The 19,667-nt window shown below is 74.8% G+C and carries 18 protein-coding genes and 1 tRNA gene; 15 read left to right on the top strand and 4 right to left on the bottom strand.

The window, feature by feature from the left end; all coding sequences use genetic code 11:
* Positions 1 to 142 precede the first annotated feature (142 nt).
* The 10 genes from LG324_RS12575 (at position 143) to LG324_RS12530 (ending at position 8,374) form a co-directional block, all read left to right on the top strand.
* A complete protein-coding gene (locus tag LG324_RS12575) occupies positions 143 to 412 on the top strand; it encodes a 1-acyl-sn-glycerol-3-phosphate acyltransferase (RefSeq protein ID WP_404348329.1) in 270 nt (89 codons plus the stop codon).
* Complete coding sequence (locus LG324_RS12570) at positions 334 to 621, top strand: hypothetical protein (protein WP_404348327.1); 288 nt, start codon at positions 334 to 336, stop codon at positions 619 to 621. The genes LG324_RS12575 and LG324_RS12570 overlap by 79 nt, the downstream gene beginning before the upstream one ends.
* A gap of 232 nt (positions 622 to 853) precedes the next feature.
* Positions 854 to 2,707 carry a phosphoenolpyruvate carboxykinase (GTP) gene (locus LG324_RS12565; protein ID WP_030529091.1) on the top strand — a complete coding sequence of 618 codons (1,854 nt, stop codon included), beginning with the start codon at positions 854 to 856 and terminating at the stop codon, positions 2,705 to 2,707.
* Positions 2,708 to 2,789: 82 nt separating this feature from the next.
* Positions 2,790 to 3,821, top strand: coding sequence for a chorismate-binding protein (locus tag LG324_RS12560; RefSeq protein ID WP_404348325.1), 1,032 nt, complete (start codon positions 2,790 to 2,792; stop codon positions 3,819 to 3,821).
* A complete protein-coding gene (locus LG324_RS12555; RefSeq protein WP_211251024.1) occupies positions 3,818 to 4,663 on the top strand; it encodes an aminotransferase class IV in 846 nt (281 codons plus the stop codon). The genes LG324_RS12560 and LG324_RS12555 overlap by 4 nt, the downstream gene beginning before the upstream one ends.
* Positions 4,660 to 5,103 carry a TIGR02611 family protein gene (locus tag LG324_RS12550; protein ID WP_051750631.1) on the top strand — a complete coding sequence of 148 codons (444 nt, stop codon included), beginning with the start codon at positions 4,660 to 4,662 and terminating at the stop codon, positions 5,101 to 5,103. The genes LG324_RS12555 and LG324_RS12550 overlap by 4 nt, the downstream gene beginning before the upstream one ends.
* Before the next feature lie 77 nt (positions 5,104 to 5,180).
* Positions 5,181 to 5,257 (top strand) — tRNA-Val (locus tag LG324_RS12545).
* Between the two features lie 112 nt (positions 5,258 to 5,369).
* Entirely contained in the window at positions 5,370 to 5,714 is a 345-nt protein-coding gene (locus tag LG324_RS12540) for a hypothetical protein (protein ID WP_404348323.1), read from the top strand.
* The gene (locus LG324_RS12535) at positions 5,711 to 7,093 is read left to right on the top strand and encodes an FAD-binding oxidoreductase (RefSeq protein WP_404348321.1); all 1,383 of its coding nucleotides are present in this window, start codon (positions 5,711 to 5,713) and stop codon (positions 7,091 to 7,093) included. Before LG324_RS12540 ends, LG324_RS12535 begins: the two co-directional genes overlap by 4 nt.
* A 21-nt stretch (positions 7,094 to 7,114) precedes the next feature.
* Entirely contained in the window at positions 7,115 to 8,374 is a 1,260-nt protein-coding gene (locus tag LG324_RS12530) for a class I SAM-dependent methyltransferase (RefSeq protein WP_404348319.1), read from the top strand.
* A gap of 6 nt (positions 8,375 to 8,380) precedes the next feature.
* Here the strand turns inward: LG324_RS12530 and LG324_RS12525 are convergent, their stop codons facing one another.
* Positions 8,381 to 8,995 carry a TetR/AcrR family transcriptional regulator gene (locus LG324_RS12525; protein ID WP_404348317.1) on the bottom strand — a complete coding sequence of 205 codons (615 nt, stop codon included), beginning with the start codon at positions 8,993 to 8,995 and terminating at the stop codon, positions 8,381 to 8,383.
* 100 nt (positions 8,996 to 9,095) lie between these two features.
* Between LG324_RS12525 and LG324_RS12520 the strand changes: the two genes are divergently transcribed.
* The 4 genes from LG324_RS12520 to LG324_RS12505 are packed head-to-tail and all read left to right on the top strand — an operon-like array spanning position 9,096 to position 13,903.
* Entirely contained in the window at positions 9,096 to 10,379 is a 1,284-nt protein-coding gene (locus LG324_RS12520; protein ID WP_404348314.1) for an acetyl-CoA C-acetyltransferase, read from the top strand.
* 1 nt (position 10,380) lies between these two features.
* On the top strand, positions 10,381 to 11,730 hold the full coding sequence (locus LG324_RS12515) for a 3-oxoacyl-ACP reductase (RefSeq protein ID WP_404348312.1): 1,350 nt from the start codon (positions 10,381 to 10,383) through the stop codon (positions 11,728 to 11,730).
* A gap of 2 nt (positions 11,731 to 11,732) precedes the next feature.
* A complete protein-coding gene (locus LG324_RS12510; protein ID WP_404348310.1) occupies positions 11,733 to 12,584 on the top strand; it encodes a MaoC family dehydratase in 852 nt (283 codons plus the stop codon).
* A gap of 44 nt (positions 12,585 to 12,628) precedes the next feature.
* The gene (locus LG324_RS12505; protein WP_404348308.1) at positions 12,629 to 13,903 is read left to right on the top strand and encodes an aromatic acid exporter family protein; all 1,275 of its coding nucleotides are present in this window, start codon (positions 12,629 to 12,631) and stop codon (positions 13,901 to 13,903) included.
* On the opposite strand, the gene LG324_RS12500 is transcribed toward LG324_RS12505, so the two are convergent.
* The 3 genes from LG324_RS12500 to LG324_RS12490 all read right to left on the bottom strand — a co-directional run bounded on the left by LG324_RS12500 (position 13,886) and on the right by LG324_RS12490 (position 18,581).
* Positions 13,886 to 15,763, bottom strand: a complete 1,878-nt coding sequence (locus LG324_RS12500) for an alpha/beta hydrolase family protein (RefSeq protein ID WP_404348306.1) — start codon at positions 15,761 to 15,763, stop codon at positions 13,886 to 13,888. The genes LG324_RS12505 and LG324_RS12500 overlap by 18 nt on opposite strands.
* A 25-nt stretch (positions 15,764 to 15,788) precedes the next feature.
* Positions 15,789 to 17,132 (bottom strand): DUF222 domain-containing protein, encoded by a 1,344-nt coding sequence (locus tag LG324_RS12495; RefSeq protein WP_404348303.1) that lies wholly within the window; start codon positions 17,130 to 17,132, stop codon positions 15,789 to 15,791.
* A gap of 525 nt (positions 17,133 to 17,657) precedes the next feature.
* Complete coding sequence (locus LG324_RS12490; RefSeq protein WP_404348300.1) at positions 17,658 to 18,581, bottom strand: aminoglycoside phosphotransferase family protein; 924 nt, start codon at positions 18,579 to 18,581, stop codon at positions 17,658 to 17,660.
* Between the two features lie 50 nt (positions 18,582 to 18,631).
* Here LG324_RS12490 and LG324_RS12485 point away from each other — a divergent pair, with 50 nt between their 5' ends.
* A complete protein-coding gene (locus tag LG324_RS12485; RefSeq protein WP_404348297.1) occupies positions 18,632 to 19,654 on the top strand; it encodes a phosphotransferase enzyme family protein in 1,023 nt (340 codons plus the stop codon).
* Positions 19,655 to 19,667: the final 13 nt, after the last annotated feature.

Below are 19,667 nucleotides of genomic sequence, written 5' to 3'. Positions count from 1 at the left end.
CGATCCGGTGGGCAGGAGCGGGCCGAACTCCCGGCGTGCCCACCCGTCGTGACCGTCCCTACCGTGCCGTCGTCGCCGTGGCGCGGTTCGTGTTCCGCGTGCTCGGCCTGCGCGTCGAGGTGCGGGGCAGCGGGGTCGGCTCGTGCGCTTCCTCGCCAAGGAGGCCGTCTTCCGCGCGCCCGTCGCCGGGTGGCTGATGCGCGCCATGGGGCACGTCCCGGTCGACCGCCGGGCGGGCGCGGCGGCCGCGGTCCGGGCGCTGCGGCTCCTGCGCGCCGGCGAGGTGGTCGGCGGGGGCTGCACCGGGTCCTCAGCGTCGGGGGCCGGCTCTCGGTGCGGCGCGGACGGTGGGTCGGCGTCGTCGTCGGCGAGCCGCTGGTACCCCGGCCGGGGGAGGGTGTCGAGGAGCTGACCGACCGGCTCCACGCCCGCCTCGAGACGCTCGTCGAGGGCCTCGTCGACCGCTACCCGGACGCGCCGCGGGACCCGGTGTCCGCATGGTGGTGGCCGGCCACCCGCGGTGGCGGGGCTCCGGACGCGGCTGACGCCGCGCGGCTGGACCGGGCGGCGATGGACGAGGCCGACGACCATGCGGCTCGTCGACGGGCCCGACAGCGTTGACATCGTTGTCGCACAGGCGGAATCGTTTACATCACACGTAACCGGCCAGTAGGTGTGAGCAGGATCTCTGGCGGTACGTCGGATGTGACGAAGGACTCCCGCGTCGAAACGCTTCGACCGTGGACCGGCCACCCGCGCCTACGGTGCAATGGCTGTCTCGCAGGGCGGGACGCACGACGTCGTGGTCCCGCCCTCGGGTTGACCTGCGTGACGACCGAAAAGGGTGAGCATTGTGGCCGACCTGGAGAAGTCCCTGGACGAAGCGGGACTGACCAACGAGAGCGTCCGGGAGTACGTCCGTCACTGGGCGGACTTCCTCGGCGCCGAGCGCATCGAGGTGGTCTCGGCGTCCGACGACGCCCGCCTCGTGCGGGAGGCCCTGGAGGCGGGGGAGATCGAGCCGGCCGGGGAGGGGCTCTACTACTCGCGCAGCTACTCCAAGGACACCGCGCGGTCGGAGGAGCGCACGATCGTCGCCACGAGCCGCCCCGAGGACCGGGGCGTCTACAACAACTGGCGCCACAGCGACGAGATCCGGCCGGTCGTCGAGGGCCACATGAAGGGCGCCATGGCCGGCAAGACCATGTACGTCATCCCCTACCTCATGGCCCCGCCCGGCAGCCCCCTCGAGCGCTTCGCCGCGGGCGTCGAGATCACCGACAACCGCACCGTCTGCCTCCACATGATCCGGATGGCGCGCGTCGGCGTGAACCACATCAACTCGCTCGCGGAGCAGGACGTGTTCGTCCGCGCCGTGCACGTGACCGGCGACCTGCCGAACCTCGGCCAGGGCACGCCCGACGACCAGCGCTACTTCGTCACCGTCGCGGACGAGCGGACCATCCTCCACTTCGGCAGCAGCTACGGCGGCAACGCGCTGCTCGGCAAGATCGCCCACGGCCTGCGCCAGGCGGCGTACGACGGCTGGGCGTCGGGCGAGTTCCTCGGCGAGCAGTTCATGCTCCTCGGCATCACCGACAAGGAGACCGGCGAGACCCACCACGTCTGCGGCGGCTTCCCCAGCGCATCGGGCAAGACGAACCTCGCGATGACGCTCGCCCCGGACGCGCTCGGCGACCGGTACCACGTCAGCTTCTACGGTGACGACATCGCGTGGCTCTGGGTCGACCCAAGCGACGGCCAGCTCTACGGGCTCAACCCCGAGAACGGCGTCTTCGGTGTCGCCAAGGACACGAACGAGAAGACCAACCCGACCGCGCTGGACTCCATCGCCGAGGGCACGCAGGCGCTCTTCACGAACGTCGCCTACAACGAGAGCACCCACGAGGTCTGGTGGGAGGGCAAGACGCCCGAGCGCCCCGCCGACGTCACCGGCTGGCGGGACTGGAAGGGCGAGCTCATCGCCGACCGCAACCCCGACGAGGCGAACGACCCCTGGGCACACCCGAACTCGCGGTTCACGACGACGCTCGCCAACGTGCCGAACGTCGCCCCCGACTTCGAGGACCCGAAGGGCGTCAAGATCGACGCGATCATCTTCGGTGGCCGCACCCGCGACCGCGAGCCGCTCGTGCGCGCCATCACCGACCTCGCCGAGGGCGTCTACGACGGCCTGACGCTCGGCGCCGAGGCGACCTTCGCCGCCGAGGGCGTCGACGGCAAGCTGCGCTACGACCCGATGTCGATGCGCCCGTTCATGTCCTACCCCGAGGGCCCCTACGCCGCGCACTGGCTGAAGATCGTCGGGGCCGCGAAGGACCAGCCGATCTTCGCGCACGTCAACTGGTTCCAGCGCGACGAGGAGGACGGCCACTTCCTCTGGCCCGGCTACCGCGAGAACCTCCGCGCGCTCCTCTGGCTCGTGCAGCTCAAGAAGGGCGAGGTGACCGGTCGCCGCACCGCGGTCGGCATCCTCCCGACCAAGGACGAGCTCGACCTCGTCGGTCTCGAGATCGACGAGGACGACCTCGACACGATCCTCGACGTCGACGTGCAGCGCTGGCGCGAGGAGATGGGCCACCGCGAGGAGCACCTGCGGCAGTTCGCGGACCTGCCCGAGGAGATCTGGGAGGCCCACCGGCGCGTGGCCGCGGCCCTCGAGGCGGACGCCAGCGTCCGCGCCTGAGCGACCTCGGACGGGCCCGGGCCCCGGGGGTGCGAACCCTCGGGGCCCGGGCCCTCCCGCGTCCACCCCTACGATGCTCGGCGTGGCGGTCGCACGGTTCGCGGGGCTCGAGGCCCGGGGCGTCGAGGCGGTCGTCCACGACCCCGACGCGCTGACCAGCGGCTTCTGGGCCGTCGTCGTCACCTTCGAGGGCGAGCTGACCGCCGTCCGGATGGGGGAGGTCAGCCGCGGGGCGCCGCCGGCCGTCGACGCCGGCTGGGCCGGCCTCGCGGGGGAGTGGCGCACGAGCCTGGACCGGGACGGGTACGTCGCGGCCGTCGAGGAGGTACGGGCGCGCATCGCCGTGGGCACGGTCTACCAGGTCAACGTCTGCCGGGTGCTCGAGCGCGACCTGCCCGACGACGCCTCGGTGCTGGGGCTGGGGGCGGTGCTCGCCCGCGGCAACCCCGCGCCGTACGCGGCGACCCTCGACCTCCCGGAGGCGGGACTCGAGATCGCCTGTGCCTCACCGGAGCTGTTCCTCCAGCGGCGTGGTGACCTGGTCCGCTCCGGACCCATCAAGGGCACCGCGCCGACCGCCGGAGGGCTGCTCCCCAAGGACTACAGCGAGAACGTCATGATCGTCGACCTCGTCCGCAACGACCTCGGGCACGTCAGCCGTCCCGGGACGGTGGAGGTCGAGGCGCTCTGCCGGCTCGAGGAGCACCCCGGGCTCGTCCACCTGACCTCCGACGTCGCGGGCCGCCTGCGCCCGGGCACGGGGTGGCGCGAGCTGCTCGCGGCGACCTTCCCGCCGGGCTCGGTCAGCGGCGCGCCGAAGCACACGGCGCTCCGGGCGATCGCCGACCTCGAGCCTGTGCCGCGCGGCCCCTACTGCGGCGCGGTCGGCTGGGTCGACGCCGACCGCGACGAGGCAGAGCTGGCCGTCGGCATCCGCACCTTCTGGGCCGCCCGCACCGACGACGGACGGCGCGTCCTGCGGTTCGGCACGGGCGCCGGGATCACGTGGGGCAGCTCGCCGGAGGGGGAGTGGGCCGAGACCGAGCTCAAGGCGGCGCGTCTCGTCGCCCTTGCCGCGGGACGGCCGGTCGCGTCTGGGACAGTGTGCGCATGAACGACATCCGCGTGTGGGTCGACGGCGCCCGGGTGGCGGCGGACGGCCCGGCCGTCAGTGCCGTCGACCACGGCGTCACCGTCGGCGACGGGGCGTTCGAGACGGCGAAGATCGACGCCGGCGTGCCGTACGCCGTGAGCCGGCACCTGGCCCGGATGGACCGCTCGCTCGCCGGGCTCGGCCTGCCCGCCGCCGACCACGACCGCGTCCGCGAGGGCATCGCGGCGGTCCTCGACGGCCCCGCCATCCCCTTCGGGCGGCTGCGCTGGACGGTGACCGGCGGCCGGGGGCCGCTGGGCTCGGACCGGCTCGACGCGGGGCTCACCTACATCGTCACCGCCGTCGAGCACGCACGTCCTCCCGCCACCGGCGCGGTCGTCACCGTCCCCTGGGTGCGCAACGAGCGGTCGGCGACCGCAGGGCTCAAGACGACGTCCTACGCCGAGAACGTCGTCGCCCTGGCGCGCGCGCAGGAGCAGGGCGCCGTCGAGGCGCTGTTCGCGAACACGCGCGGCGAGCTGTGCGAGGGCACGGGCAGCAACGTCTTCGTCGTCACCGGCGGGGTCGTGCGCACCCCGCCTCTGTCCAGCGGGTGCCTCGCCGGCATCTCGCGCGAGCTCGTCCTCGAGTGGTGCCGCGCCGAGGGCGTCGAGGTGCTCGAGGAGGACCTCCCGCTGTCGGTGCTCACCGAGGCCGACGAGCTCTTCCTCACCTCGTCCGTCAAGGACGTCATGCCCGTCTCGGCGGTCGACGGGCGGCCGCTGCCGGCGCCCGGACCGCTGACCGCCGCCGTCCGGGCCGCCTGGGCCCGTCACGCCGCCGCCGAAGGAGTCGACCCGTGACCGAGACCCCCACCCGCCGACCCTTCTTCCGACCGGCCGACGACCACGACGAGTGGGCGTGGCGGCAGCGGCTGCGGGCCAACCCCGGCACGCGGTTGGCACTGCGCCTCGTCGTCGCCGTCGTCGGGCTGGTCCTCGTGCTCGGCGGCTTCGCGCTCGTGCCCCTGCCCGGCCCCGGCTGGCTCATCGTCATCCTCGGTCTCGGCGTCTGGGCCTCGGAGATCGAGCCGGCGTCCGACCTCCTCGAGTGGGTCAAGAAGCAGGTGCGCCGGTGGGAGCACTGGATGCGCCGGCAGTCCCGCGGCGTCCAGGCGCTCGTGGCCCTCGCCACCTTCCTGTTCGTCCTCGCCGTGCTCTGGGTGACGTTCCGGCTCACCGGGGTCCCCACGTTCCTGCCCGACGGGCTCGAGGCCTGGATCCACGGCCACCTCGCCCTCTGAGGGGGCCGCACCACGCCGGCCACCCCGATTTCCGCCGGGCCCCCGGCGCCGGGTATCCTCGGCAGGCCGCACGGCGCGGATGTGTAGCTCAGTTGGTCAGAGCGTTCGCTTCACACGCGAGAGGTCGGGGGTTCGAGCCCCTCCACATCCACCACCACGACGACAGGCCCCGGACCGCGACGCGGACCGGGGCCTCACGCGTCCCACTCCTCGACGCGTGACAAACGGAGGGGTGCGACGTCGGGGCGGAGGTGTATGCATGGGGGATGCACCTGACCGTCCGGGCCATCCACACCTTCCCGGTGCGCGGTGGGGACGCCGTGGCACACGAGTCCGTCGCGGTGGAGGCCGACGGCCTCGAGGGCGACCGGCGCAAGCGCGCGGCCGTCTCGATCGTCGGCCACGACTCGCCGCACACCCGGGCCAACCTCGTGCTCGACGCGCCGACGGCGGCCGTCGAGGGGCTGGCCGGCACCCTCGTCCGGGTCGGGGGCACGTTGCTCGCCGTCGAGGGCACCGGCAACGCATGTCCCGGGCTCTACGCCGCGGTCGGCCGGGTCGGCACGGTGCGGGTGGGTGACGTCGTCGAGCGGGTGGAGCACGAGGCGTGAGCACGCTCGCCACCACCGCGCACGACGCGGGCGTCGAGCGGCTGCTGGCCAGCCACCGGGCCATCCCCGACGGCGCCCCCGTCCGCCTGGCCAAGCGCACGAGCAACCTCTTCCGGGGCCGCACCCCGACGGGCGTGCCCGGGCTCGACACGAGCGGCCTCGGGGGCGTCGTGTCCGTCGACCCCGACGCGCGGACGGCCGACGTGCAGGGCATGTGCACGTACGAGGACCTCGTCGACGCCACGCTGCCGCACGGCCTGACGCCCCTCGTCGTCCCCCAGCTGCGCACCATCACGCTCGGGGGAGCGGTGACCGGCCTCGGCATCGAGTCGACGTCGTGGCGCAACGGCCTGCCGCACGAGTCCGTCCTCGAGATGGACGTGCTGACCGGCGGCGGCGACATCGTCACCTGCGACGCCGTCGACCGGCACCCCGACCTCTTCCACGGCTTCCCCAACTCCTACGGGACGCTCGGGTACGCGACCCGGCTGCGCATCGAGCTCGAGCCCGTCGGCCGGACCGTGTCGCTGCGCCACGTGCGCTTCCACGACCTCGACGCCCTCCTCGCGGCCGTCGGCGAGGTGATGTCCACCGGCGCCCACGAGGGCGAGGAGGTCGACTACCTCGACGGCGTCGTCTTCAGCGCGGACGAGTCCTACCTCGTCCTCGGCCGGCGCAGCGACGAGCCCGGCCCGACCAGCGACTACACGGGGCAGCGGGTCTTCTACCGGTCCATCCAGCACGACCACCCGCGCCCGACCCGCGACACCCTGAGCACCCTCGACTACCTCTGGCGATGGGACACCGACTGGTTCTGGTGCTCGCGCGCGTTCGGGGCGCAGAACCCGGCGCTGCGCCGGGTGTGGCCGCGACGCTGGCTGCGCTCGAGCGCCTACTGGCGGCTCGTCGCCCTGGACCGCCGGTTCGACGTCGCCGACCGCCTCGAGGCGCGCAAGGGGCGGCCTCCGCGCGAGCGCGTCGTCCAGGACGTCGAGATCCCGCTCGAGCGCACGGCCGAGTTCCTGCGCTGGTTCCTCCGCGAGGTCCCGATCGAGCCGATCTGGTTGTGCCCGTTGCAGCTCCGTGACGAGCGGACGTGGACCCTCTACCCCCTGCGCCCCGGCGAGCGGTACGTCAACGTCGGGTTCTGGTCGACGGTGCCGGTCGACCCGGCGCAGCCGCCCGGCGCGGCGAACCGCCGCATCGAGGACGCGGTGAGCGCCCTCGGCGGGCACAAGTCCCTGTACTCCGAGGCGTTCTACGACGAGGAGACCTTCTGGCGCCACTACGGCGGCGACCACTACCCGGCGCTCAAGGAGCGCTACGACCCCGGACACCGGCTGCCCGACCTCTACGCGAAGGCCGTGCGCGGTGCCTGACCACCACCCAGGAGGAGAAGAGTGAGCATCGCCCAGATCGTCGAGTCCGTCGTCGACGGACCGCTGCCGCTGCGCGTCGAGGCGTACGACGGGTCGAGCGTCGGACCCGTCGGCGCCGACGTCCGGCTGCGCATCGAGAACCGGCGCGGGATGTCCTACCTCGCGACGGCGCCGGGGGACCTCGGGCTGGCGCGCGCCTACGTCACCGGCGACCTCACGGTGCACGGCGTGCACCCCGGCGACCCGTACGACGTGCTCGCCGCGATGTCGAGCATCCGGTTCCGCCGCCCGGGGCGCGAGCAGGTGCTCGAGCTCTCGCGGATGCTCGGGATGAAGGGCTTCACGCCGCCGCCCCCGCCGCCCCAGGAGAGCCTGCCGCGCTGGCGCCGGCTCGCCGAGGGGCTGCGCCACTCGACGGTGCGCGACGCCGAGGCGATCCACCACCACTACGACGTCTCGAACCGGTTCTACGAGATGGTCCTCGGGCCCTCGATGACCTACACCTGCGCCTGCTACCCGACGGCGGACGCGTCGCTCGAGCAGGCGCAGGAGAACAAGTACCGGCTCGTCTTCGACAAGCTGCGCCTGCAGCCGGGTGACCGGCTGCTCGACATCGGGTGCGGCTGGGGCGGGATGGTCCGCTACGCGGCGCGTCGGGGCGTCTCGGTCGTCGGCGCGACCCTCTCGCGCGAGCAGGCGCTCTGGGCGCAGAAGGCCATCGCCGAGGAGGGGCTGGCCGACCTCGCGGAGGTCCGGCACACGGACTACCGCGACGTGCGCGACACCGGCTTCGACGCCGTCTCGTCGATCGGCCTGACGGAGCACATCGGCGTGCGCAACTACCCGGCGTACTTCGGGTTCATCCGCGACCGCCTGCGGACCGGCGGGCGCCTGCTCAACCACTGCATCACCCGGCCGCACAACCGGCGCACCGAGACCGGCGCCTTCATCGACCGCTACGTCTTCCCCGACGGCGAGCTGACCGGCTCGGGGCGGATCGTCAGCGAGGTGCAGGACGCCGGCCTGGAGGTGCTCCACGAGGAGAACCTGCGCGAGCACTACGCGCTGACCCTCGCCGGCTGGTGCGCGAACCTCGTCGAGCACTGGGACGAAGCCGTCGCCGAGGTCGGCGAGGGCACCGCACGCGTCTGGGGCCTGTACATGGCCGGGTCGCGACTCGGGTTCGAGCGCAACGAGATCCAGCTGCACCACGTGCTGGCCGTCAAGACGGACGCGGAGGGCCGGCACGACCTGCCGCTGCGCCCGTGGTGGTCCGCCTGACGCGGCTCAGGGCCGCGGACGCAGCCCGTCCCACACGAGGTCGGTGAGGTCGTCCGAGAGCTCGTCGGCGGTGCGGCCACCGGCGGCCGCGCCGTCGGCGAGCCATGCGTCCGCGGCGGCCCGGACCATCCCGACGAGCGCGACACCCCAGAGGTGGTGGGCCCCGAGCAGCCCCGCGACGTGGTCGGCGATGCGGCCGGTCATGCCGGCGGCGACGTCACCGGCCGGTCGCTCGCCCGGCGGCAGGATCGGCGCGTTGACGATGAACCGGTAGACCTCCGGGTCGTCCTCGACGAGGTGCAGGTAGGCGCCGATGACGGCGCGGACGAGCTCGCGCGTCGGGGTGGCCCCGGCGGTCTCGCCGGCGGCGCGGGTGATGCCGCGGATGATCGTGCCGTCGACCCGGTCGGCGACCGCGGCGTAGAGGCCGGCGCGGTCGGTGAGGTGACGGTAGACGACGGTCTTCGAGGTGCCGGCCTCGGCCGCGATCTCGTCCATCCCGACCTGGGCCCCGTGCCGCCGCACCGCCCGGACGGCGGCCTCGACGAGCTCGCGGCGGCGGGCGAGCCGGTGCTCGTCCCAGCGCGCGCTGCGGCCGTCCGGGGCTGCGCTCGAGGTCACGGGAGCCGACGGTAGCAGGGACCGGCGGTACCTGTTACCTTCGGTATCGGATACAAGCGGCGGGGACCCCCGCCGACCCGGCAGACCCAGGAGCCACCCGGTGCCCACCACCCGTCGCGCCGCCGTCCTCGGCGGCAACCGCATCCCCTTCGCCCGCCAGTTCGGCCCCTACGCGGAGGCCTCGAACCAGGACATGCTGACCGCCACCCTCGAGGGTCTCGTCGCCCGGCACGGCCTCGCGGGGGAGCGCGTGGGGGAGGTCGTGGCCGGCGCCGTCATCAAGCACAGCCGCGACTTCAACCTCACCCGCGAGGCGGTGCTCGGCTCCAGCCTCGCGCCCGACACCCCGGCGTACGACATCCAGCAGGCCTGTGGCACCGGCCTCGAGGCGACGATCCTCGTGGCCAACAAGATCGCGCTCGGGCAGGCCGAGTCCGCCATCGCGGGCGGGGTCGACTCGGCCTCCGACGCGCCGATCGTCGTGCCCGAGCGGCTGCGCCGCAAGCTGCTGCGCCTCTCGCGCGCCAAGACCCCGGCCGACCGCGCCCGGGCGGCGATCACGTTGCGCCCCACCGACCTCGGTATCCAGGTGCCGGCGGCCACCGAGCCGCGCACCGGCATGTCGATGGGCGAGCACATGGCGATCACCGCCGCCCGGTGGGGGGTCACCCGCGAGGCGCAGGACGAGCTCGCCCTCGCGTCGCACCAGCACCTCGCGGCCGCCTACGAGCGCGGCTTCTTCGACGACCTCGTGACGCCGTACCTCGGGCTGACACGGGACCAGAACCTGCGCCCGGACACGACGCTCGAGAAGCTGGGGTCGCTGCGCACCGCCTTCGGCTCCGGCCCCGACGCGACGATGACGGCCGGCAACTCGACGCCGCTGTCCGACGGCGCCTCGGCGGTGCTGCTCGGCTCGCAGGAGTGGGCCGCCGCCCACGGGCTGACGCCGCTCGCGTGGTTCGTCGACGGCGAGACCGCCGCGGTCGACCACCTGGGCGGCGAGGAGGGCCTGCTCATGGCGCCGGCCTACGCCGTCCCGCGGATGCTCGCCCGCCAGGGCCTGACCCTGCAGGACTTCGACCTCTACGAGATCCACGAGGCCTTCGCGGCGACCGTGCTCTCGACGCTCGCCGCCTGGGAGAGCCCGGAGTTCTGCCGCGAGCGCCTCGGCCTCGAGGCGCCGCTGGGCAGCATCGACCGGTCGAGGCTCAACGTCAACGGCTCCTCCCTGGCCGCCGGCCACCCGTTCGCGGCGACCGGTGGGCGCATCGTCGCGTCGCTGGCCAAGCAGCTGCACGAGAAGGGCTCCGGCGCACGGGGGCTCATCTCGATCTGCGCCGCCGGCGGGCAGGGCGTCGTCGCGATCCTCGAGGCGGCCTGAGATGCCGCGCTCCGACGGCTACACCTCCTTCGTCAACAGCGGCCTCGGCCGGCGGCTCGCCTCCTCGCTCGGGCTGCCGCAGCCGGTCCCGCTGCGCCGGTACTCGCCGGGCGCGCCGCTCGTCGAGGGTCCGGTCCTGGTGGGCGGCCACGACGACACCCCCGCGGTCGGGGCGCTGCGCGACGGTCTGGCCGCCGCCGGGGCCGAGCTCGTCGACACCGTGCCCGACGGCGCGCGGCTCGGCGGTGTCGTCGTCGACCTCACGGCGGCGCGGACGCCCGCGGACCTCGAGTCGCTGCGCGCGACCCTCGGTCCGGCGCTCAAGCGGCTCGGGCGCTGCGCCCGCGTCGTCGTCGTCGGCCGTCACCCCGAGGGCGCCGCCACGGTGGCCCAGCGGGCCGCGCGGCGGGCGCTCGAGGGCATCACGCGCTCGGTCGGCAAGGAGCTGCGGGCCGGCGCCACCGCCAACCTCGTGCTCGTCACCGAGGGATCCGAGGCCGCGGCGCTCGGGACGGTGACGTTCCTCCTGTCGGGCCGGTCGGCGTACGTCGACGGTCAGGTGTTCCGGGTCGGCGAGGGGGAGGCGGCCGCACCCGCGGACGCCGAGCGCCCACTGGCCGGCAAGGTCGCCGTCGTCACCGGGGCTGCGCGCGGCATCGGGGCCGACATCGCCCGCACGCTGCACCGCGACGGCGCCACCGTCGTCTGCGTCGACGTGCCCGCCGCGGGCGCCTCGCTGGCCACGGTGGCCAACGCCGTCGGGGGGACCGCACTGCAGCTCGACGTCACCGCGGCCGACGCGGGTGCCCGCATCCTCGAGCACGCCCGCACCCGGCACGGTGGCCTCGACGTCGTCGTGCACAACGCGGGCATCACCCGCGACAAGCTGCTGGCCAACACCGACGCCGACCGCTGGGACTCCGTCGTCCGCGTCAACCTCCTCTCGATCCTCGCGATGAACGAGACGCTCCTCGCGAAGGACGGTGTGCGCGAGGGCGGCCGGGTCGTGCTCGTGTCGTCGATCGCCGGTATCGCCGGCAACCGTGGCCAGGCGAACTACGCGGCGTCCAAGGCCGGTGTCATCGGTCTCGTCGACGGGTACGCGGACGACCGTGCGCTGCGCCGACGAGGCATCACGGTCAATGCCGTCGCACCGGGCTTCATCGAGACCGAGATGACCGCGCGCATCCCGCTCGGCACCCGCGAGGTGGGGCGCCGGCTCAACAGCCTCGCGCAGGGCGGGCTGCCGGTCGACGTCGCGGAGGCCATCGCCTTCTTCGCCGGTGATGCCCAGGCCGCGGTGTCCGGCAACGTCGTCCGCGTGTGCGGCCACAGCCTGCTCGGGGCCTGACGGTGGCCGTCGAGACACTGGCGACGCTGCCCGCGACGGCGCCCCTGCTCGCCCGGGCCGCGGTCACCGCGCGTGGCCGCCGGGGGAGCGAGGTGCCCCAGCGGACGCTGCGCGTCGAGGACGTGCGCGTCGACCGGGGCCGGCTCGCGGCCTACCAGCGGCTGACCGGGTACGACGTGTCCGACACCGTGCCGCAGCCGTACCCGTGGGTGCTGGCCTTCCCGCTGCAGACGGCGCTCATGACGCGACCGGACTTCCCGCTCGCCCTGCCGGGGCTGGTCCACCTCGAGAACCGGGTCACGACGCACCGCCCCCTCGACGCCTCGGAGCCGCTGACGCTCGACGTGACGGCGGGAGACCTCCGTCCGCACCGGAGGGGGCGCACGCTCGACGTCCGTCTCGAGACGCGCGTCGACGACGAGCTCGTCTGGACGTGCGACAGCGTCTACCTCTCCCGCGGTCGCGGCGACGAGGACGCTCCGCGCGGCGACGCCCCGCCGCAGGCCCCGGACGGGCCGGCCGTCGCCGTCTGGCGGCTGCCCGACGGGCTGGGGCGTGAGTACGCCGGCGTCTCCGGCGACGTCAACCCCATCCACCTGCACCCGCTGGCGGCGCGGGCCATGGGCTTCCGGCGGCACATCGCCCACGGGATGTGGACCTACGCACGCACCCTCGCGGCGCTCGGCCGGACCTCGCTCGGGCCCTCGACGAGCCGGGTGTGGTTCACCAAGCCCGTGTTCCTGCCGAGCACGGTCGAGCTCGTCGTCGGGCGCGCACCGGGTGCCACCACGGCCGCGCTGCGGTCGCGTCGGGACCCCCCGACGACGCACCTCGTGCTGACGCTGGAGGCCTGACCCGGCGGTTCCGTCGACCTCCGGCGGTGGCTAGGGTCGGGAGGATGACCACCCAGGCCACGGCCCGCCGCGGCATCCGCGCGACCCTCGAGCGGTGGGGCGACACCGCCCGGGCCGTGCTGCGTGGCCCGGGGCCCGAGCGCGACGACGCCCTGATGCTCGTGAAGTCGGCGGCGGCCGCCGTCCTCGCGTGGCAGCTCGCCGTCGTCGTCGTCGACAGCAGCACCTCGTTCTACGCGCCCCTCGCGGCGCTCCTCGTCGTCGACCGCACGATCGTCCGGTCGCTGTGGCAGAGCGTGGAGCGCCTCGTCGCCGTCGTCGTCGGGATGAGCGTCGCCTGGGGGGTCGGCAACCTCGTCGGCGTCACGTGGTGGTCGATGGTCCTCGTCCTCCTGCTGGCGCTCGTCATCGGCCGGTGGGACCGGCTGGGGGCGCACGGCATCCAGGTGCCGACGATGGTCCTGCTCTCGCTGCTCAGCCTCCAGTGGGACAGCGTCTCGTTCACCGCGGCGACCATCCTCGACACGATGCTCGGCGGTGTCGTCGGCGTCGTCGTCAACGCGGTGGTCCTCGCCCCGATGCACCTGACCGGTCCGCGGCGCGCCGTCCTGGAGCTGACCGAGCGGCTGCGGGGCCTCCTCGACGACATGGCCGAGGGGCTGCGCGCGGGCTGGGACGCCGACCTCGCCCGGGGCTGGCACGACCGGGCGACCAGCGTCGGGGTCGACGTGCCGGCGGTCCTCGAGGCGGTCGAGACCGGTCGCGAGAGCACGCGGCTGAACCTGCGCCACCGGCTGCGCCCGGCCCGCATCGACTGGGACGGGTACGTCGGGGCCGTGCACGCGGTGCAGCGCAGCCAGTGGCCGGTTGCCGGGATCGCCCGCACCCTCGCCGACGCGGCGGCCGAGTCGCGGTGGCAGGCGTCGCCGTCGCCCGAGTGGCTCGGGTGCTACGCCGAGGTCCTCGAGCACCTCGGCGCGGCGGCGGCCCGGTTCGGCGTGCACCGCGGCGAGTCCGACCGCGAGGTGCAGGAGCACCTCGACGCCGCCGTCGCGGCCCTTCAGCAGCTCGCGGACGAGGTGCGCTCGACACCGCTGGACGACCCCCGGGCCTGGCCGGCGTACGGCAGCCTCGTCGTCGAGGCGCACCGGCTCGTCGAGGAGATCCGCGCCGGCCACGCCGGGGCGTCCGTCCCGACCGACACGGGGGCGCTGCGCGCACCGCTCGCCGAGGGCATCGCCGGGATGGCCGGAGCCCGCGCGCAGGAGGCGTTGCGGCGGCGCGAGGCTGCCGACCGTGCGTCAGGTCCCGAGGCGTAGCACCCGGGTGTAGAAGGCGAGCTCGCGCTCGAGGGCGTCGACGACGGTCTCCGGGCGGCGGAAGCCGTGGCCCTCGCCATCGTAGACGGCGAGCACGACGTCGTGGCCGGCGGCGCGCATCGCGGCGGCCATGTCCTCGGCCTGCGCCAGCGGGACGACCCTGTCGTCGGTGCCCTGGAGGAGGAGCAGCTCGCCGTGGAGGCGGTCGGCGTGGTGGACCGGCGAGCGGTCGCGGTAGACCTCCTCGCCCTCGGGCCACGGCGCGACGAGGCGGTCGCAGTAGCGCGACTCGAACTTGTGCGTGTCGCGGGCCAGGGCGGCGAGGTCGGCGACCCCGAAAAGACTCGTGCCCGCCGCGAAGACGTCGCTCGTCGTCATCGCGCGCAGGACGACGTACCCGCCGGCGCTCCCGCCACGGACCGCGAGCCGGGTCGCGTCCGCGCGCCCCGCCTCGGCGACGGAGCGGGCGCCGGTCACACAGTCGTCGATGTCGAGCACGCCCCAGCGGCCGCGCAGACGGTTGCGGTAGGCGCGGCCGTAGCCCGTGCTGCCCGAGTAGTTGACGGTGAGCACCGCGAAGCCCCTGGTCGTCCAGAACTGGGTCGAGGACAGGTACGAGGTCTCGGCGCGGCTCGTGGGTCCGCCGTGCGCGAGGACGAGCAGCGGGGGTCGCTCGTCCTCCGGCCCGGTGACGCCGTGGAGGCAGGGCGGGTTGAGGAAGCCGTGGACGGCGTCGCCGTCGGAGTTGGTCCACGACCACGGCTCCGGCTGCGAGACCGAGGCCGGGTCGGGGTCGGTGGGGGCGGAGGAGGCGAGGACGCGGAAGGGCCCGCCGGCCGGGCCGCGGACGACCTGCGGCAGCCCGTCGGTGCGGCCGCGCTTGAACGCGACCTCGTCCCCGGCGGCGGTGAGGTGGTCGTGGAAGGAGCCCGCACCGGCGCTCGGGACGACCACGCCGCTCGACGCCTCGAGGACCCCCAGGCCCTGGCCGGCCTCCTCGAACCAGCGGACGAGGACGCGGTCGGCGTCGAGGACGGCGAGGTCGCGCATCCCGAGCGACCACTGGGGCTGGGCGTGGTCGGCCTCGGTGGCGTGGACCGGGTGCGGACCGTCGCCGGCGTCGCGGTGGACCAGCCACCAGCCGGACTCGTCGGAGACGAACCACAGGGCGCCGTCGGGGCCGAAGGTCGGCTGGGCGACCGAGACCTCGTCGCCGCCCGCGACGACGTGGGGCTCGCCGGCGCCCTCGTCGGTGAGCCGGGCGCGCAGGAGCCGCGTGGTGTCCCACGGCATGTCGGGGTGGTCCCACACGACCCAGGCGAGGTCGGTGCCGTCGGGGGAGACCGCCGGCCGGGAGACGAAGTCGCTGCCGGTGTGCAGCACGAGCCCGCCGTCGGCGTTGTCGCCGTGGAGGTCGAGGCGGACCAGCTCGTTCGCGGGCTCGCCGTCGCCGGTGTGGTCCTCACGCACGGCGAAGACGTGCTCGCCGTGGAGCACGAACCCCGCGTAGCGTCGGTTCGCCTCGGGGGTGATGGCGACGGGGTCCGTGCTGCCGGGGTCGAGCCGGTGGACGCGGTCGTCGCCGAGGTGCGAGAAGACGACGGTGCCGTCGGCGACGGCGTACGCCCCGCCGCCGTACTCGTGGACGCGGTTGCGGACGTTCCAGGGCGCGGGGAGGAGCTCGGTGCTCGTCGTGCCGTCGTGGCGGACGAGGGTCTGGCGCCCACCCTCGCGCGGGCGCGACTCGAGCCAGTAGGTGTGCTCGCCGTCGGTACGCACCTCGTCCAGCATCACCTGCCCGCCGGTGAGGTCCTCGGGGGAGATCGGGGAGGGCCAGGTGCCGTAGGGGAGGGTCCGCATCGGGCGAGCCTAGGCGTCGGGGCGCTCAGGCGGGCAGGAGTGTGAGCAGGTGGTCCTCGAGGGCCGAGCGTCGGGGCGGGTCGGTGCCCCACCCGAGCAGCGGCGGTGCCGTCCCGTGGTGGGTGCGGCCGGTCGGGGTGGTCGTGCGCAGGGTGTGCGGCGGGCCGCGGACGAGGTCGACCCGCCAGCCGGGTGCCTCCTTGACCTGGTTGCAGCGGGCGCACCGACCCCCGGCGTTGACGTAGCTCGTGGGTCCGCCGAGGCGCACGGGCTCGGTGTGGTCGGCGTGCACGACCGGCGCGTCGCACCACGGGGTGGAGCAGACGTCGTCGCGCAGCACGACCATCCGGCGCAGGAGACCGGCGAAGGTGCGCCGGCGCGCGTCCATCGCGACGAGGTCGCGGCCGTCCGGCGTCGTGAAGAGCCGACGCAGCCACACCGAGGCGGGCCCGGCGTCGCGCACCCAGGCGCGGGCCACCGGGGCAGGGACCGAGCCGTGGCCGGGGACTCGGGCCGGCTCGTCGACGGAGCGGTCGGGGTCGCCGAGACCGAGGAGTGCGCGGTCGGTCATCACGAGGTGGACCTCGACGGGCTGCACCTGGCCCGGGAGGAGGCCGGCGAGCAGCCGCAGCGCGGTGTCGGCGGCGACGGCCCCGGCACCCCGGCCCTCCGGGGACTCGTCCGGGCACTGCCCACCGACGACGGCGCGGGCGCGGGCGGTCAGGGCCGCGTGGGCGCCGATGACCTCGCGCATCGGCCCGAGCACGGTGAGCCAGGCCATCCCGTCGGGGGCCGGGCGGACCGACACCCGGCGCGAGCGGACGGCGGCCTCCATCCGGGCCACGACGGAGGCGGCGTCGAGCTCGGCGGCGACGCGCCGGGCCGCTCGACCGAGCGCGTGCGGGGACAGCGCCGGCATGACGGCGGCGAGGCGGGCGTCGACCTCGGCGCGGTGCTCGCGGGTGAGCGTCGCGGTCTCGCGCGTGACCTCGAGGGCGTGCCGCTCGCCGATCGCGCCCGTCGTGAGGTGGGCCAGCGTGGCGGGCAGCTCCTCGACGAGCGCCCGCGAGAGCCCGACGAACCGGTCACCGAGCGTCGGCGACTCCCGCCGGGCGAGGGCGACCTCGGAGCCCACCGAGCGCAGCGCGTCCTGCGGGGCGGCGGCCTCGCGCGAGCGGCGGACGGCGTGCACGGCGCGGGCCTGTGCCGCGGTCGCGGCACCCTTGAGCCGCTCGAGCTCGTCGACCAGCGCGAGGCGATCATGGTCGCTCATCGCCGCGATGTCGATGTGCGCCAACGACTTTCGCACGTCCGCCATCCGCTCGACCGGCCCCCGGTCGAGGGCCGCGGTGCGGGCCGTCGCCTCCATGACCCAAACCTAGACGCGACCACCGACAGAGCCCCTTCCCGGCAAGGGCAGCGGGCGCCCTCAGGTCCGAGGTCGGCCGTGCGCCGATCGTCTTGGTCGGAACGAACCCGGGTGGGGACGTCGGTGCACGCATTCGTCGGTACCGGGCCGTACGGCGTGGGGGTCGCTCAGCGTTCGGGCGATCACCCGTCTCGACGTCACACGAGGTGGCGTTCACAGTCGGACTCGTCGCTTCATCCTCGTGCCGGCCGACAGGTCGACCGAGGGTGCCTTGCCGTCGACGACCCCATGGTGCTCATGGTCACCGACACGCTGTCCCGCAACCTGAGGACCGGATGCACGGCGTCGGGTTACGTCACGGGAACCACCGACGACATCGAAGGAGTCCGACCGGCGGACGGCAGACACGTCGCCCGCGGACACAGCGGGTACTGGCGGTACAAGATCGTCAACCCGCGCCTCGAGGGGAGCACGGAATTCGCCCCTCGCCGCTAGACGACCGGGCTCCACCCCGACCGGGGGCGCTCAGCGCAGGCGGACGCCGACCTCGGCCGCCACCGCCTCGACCATCGTCGTCAGGCGCGCGGCGCGGGCGGGCATCGTGCGGCGGTAGGTGGCGAGGGTGAGGATGCCGGGACCGACGAAGGACCAGGCGCGCGCCCGGGCCCACGTCGCGTCGTCGGCGCCCGCGGCCGAGCGGAACGTCGTCCGGGCGGAGGCCCCGAACAGGCCCCAGGCGTAGAGCAGGTCGACCGAGCGGTCGCCGACGCCGAGCCCGCCGAAGTCGACCACACCGGTCAGGTGGCCGTCGTCGGCGCAGAGCACGTTCTCGGGCGAGAGGTCGGTGTGCACCCAGCACGGGGGAGCGGACGCCGGCGGCACGTCCCGCAGCCGGCGCCAGGCCTCGCGGACGGCGGTCGGGTCGAGGAGGTCGGCGAGCACGTCCGCCGCCTCGTCGGCCCAGGCGTCGATCGTGTCGGTCACCGGCTCGCCGCTGCGGTACCCCCAGTGCTCCGGCCCGACCGGTACGCCGGCGACGGGGAGCGCGTGCAGCGCGTCGACGAACGTCCCGAGGTCGCGCGCGAGGCGTTCCTCGTCGTCGGCCGTCAGCGCCAGCGGCACCTCGCCCGGCAGCCAGGTGACGACCGACCACGGCCGGTCGAAGTCGGCGCTCGGACGTCCCACGGCCACCACCTCGGGCACCGGCGTCGGCAGGGACGGCCCGAGCTGCGGCAGCCAGCGCGCCTCCGCGAGGAGGTCCGGCACGTACCGCGCCTCGCACGGCATCCGCACGGCGAGGTCGTCCCCGAGCCGGAAGACCACGTTGCTGCTGCCGCTCGTCGGGCTCGGGCGGACGGGCAGGTCGGCGAGGTGCGGCAGCTGGTCGCGCAGCAGCCGCGTCACCAGGCTCGGCGAGGGCGGCACGGCGGCGGGCGAGGGCGGGGGCACCGGGACATCATGCGGGCGCCGTGGTGGATGGCGGTGCCAGACTCACCGCCATGACGGACCCAGGGACGGCCCCGCGGCCCTACGACGAGCTCGACGAGGAGGGCCAGGTCGAGGCGCTGCGCCCCGCCGCGCTCGACGCCGCCGCCGAGTTCGGGCTGGACGTCGACCGGATGGAGGTCCTGCTCCACGCGTACAACACGACCTTCCGCGTCGACACCCGCGACGGCCGGCGCCTGGCGCTGCGCGTGGGGACGAACTCCAAGAGCACCCCGGCGAACGTCCTGGCCCAGCAGGCGTGGCAGGAGGCCATCGCGACGGAGACCGACGTCGTCGTGCCACGGCCGCTGCGCACGCGTGCGGGGGAGTGGTTCGCCCGCACCACGCCCGCCGCGCTGGGCCGCCCGGTGCTCGTGACCGCCGCGTCGTGGCTCGAGGGCGACGACGCGCGCGACGGGGCCGGGGCGGAGTGGGCGCGCGCCCTCGGCCGCGCCACGGCCGCGCTGCACCGGCACGCCGCCACCTGGCGGATGCCCGACGGCGCCGAGCTGCCGCGGTTCGACGAGCCGCTGTTCGGCGACGCGGACGTGCTGGGCAGCGCGCCCGGGCTCGACGCCGACGGCCGCGCGGTCGTCGCCGAGGGGATGGCCCGCGCCCGGGACGCCTTCGACCGCCTCTACGCCGGTGCCGAGGTCTTGCCGCTGCACGCGGACCTGCACGGCGGCAACCTCAAGTGGCACGAGGGACGGCTCGCGGTCTTCGACTTCGACGACGCCGGCCTGGGCCTGCCCGTCCTCGACCTCGCCATCACGACCTTCTACCTGCGGCGTGGCGGGGACGAGGCGGCCGAGGTGGCGCTGCGCGACGGGTACACCGACGTCCTGCCGTGGCCCGACGTCGCACCGGCCGACGTCGAGGCGCTCGTCGCGTCCCGCCAGCTGCTCCTGGCCAACGACCTCCTCGGGTCGAGCACGGCCTCGCTGCGCGCCATGGCCGCCGGCTACCTCGTCACGACGGTGGCGAGGCTCCGCCACTGGTTCGACACCGGCACGTTCCGCCTCCACGTCGAGGGCTGACGGCCTCGCCGCG

Source organism: Phycicoccus jejuensis, assembly GCF_044797865.1.
Lineage (GTDB): Bacteria > Actinomycetota > Actinomycetes > Actinomycetales > Dermatophilaceae > Phycicoccus > Phycicoccus jejuensis.
This window is presented reverse-complemented; position numbering and strand designations above follow the sequence as displayed.

What these genes read in the sequence shown, in the direction of transcription:
- LG324_RS12555 (WP_211251024.1), top strand. Translation starts at nt 3,818, where the DNA reads ATGAACGACATCCGCGTGTGGGTCGACGGCGCCCGGGTGGCGGCGGAC.
- LG324_RS12540 (WP_404348323.1), top strand. Translation starts at nt 5,370, where the DNA reads ATGCACCTGACCGTCCGGGCCATCCACACCTTCCCGGTGCGCGGTGGG.
- LG324_RS12515 (WP_404348312.1), top strand. Translation starts at nt 10,381, where the DNA reads ATGCCGCGCTCCGACGGCTACACCTCCTTCGTCAACAGCGGCCTCGGC.
- LG324_RS12505 (WP_404348308.1), top strand. Translation starts at nt 12,629, where the DNA reads ATGACCACCCAGGCCACGGCCCGCCGCGGCATCCGCGCGACCCTCGAG.
- LG324_RS12500 (WP_404348306.1), bottom strand. Translation starts at nt 15,763, where the DNA reads ATGCGGACCCTCCCCTACGGCACCTGGCCCTCCCCGATCTCCCCCGAG.
- LG324_RS12495 (WP_404348303.1), bottom strand. Translation starts at nt 17,132, where the DNA reads ATGGAGGCGACGGCCCGCACCGCGGCCCTCGACCGGGGGCCGGTCGAG.
- LG324_RS12485 (WP_404348297.1), top strand. Translation starts at nt 18,632, where the DNA reads ATGACGGACCCAGGGACGGCCCCGCGGCCCTACGACGAGCTCGACGAG.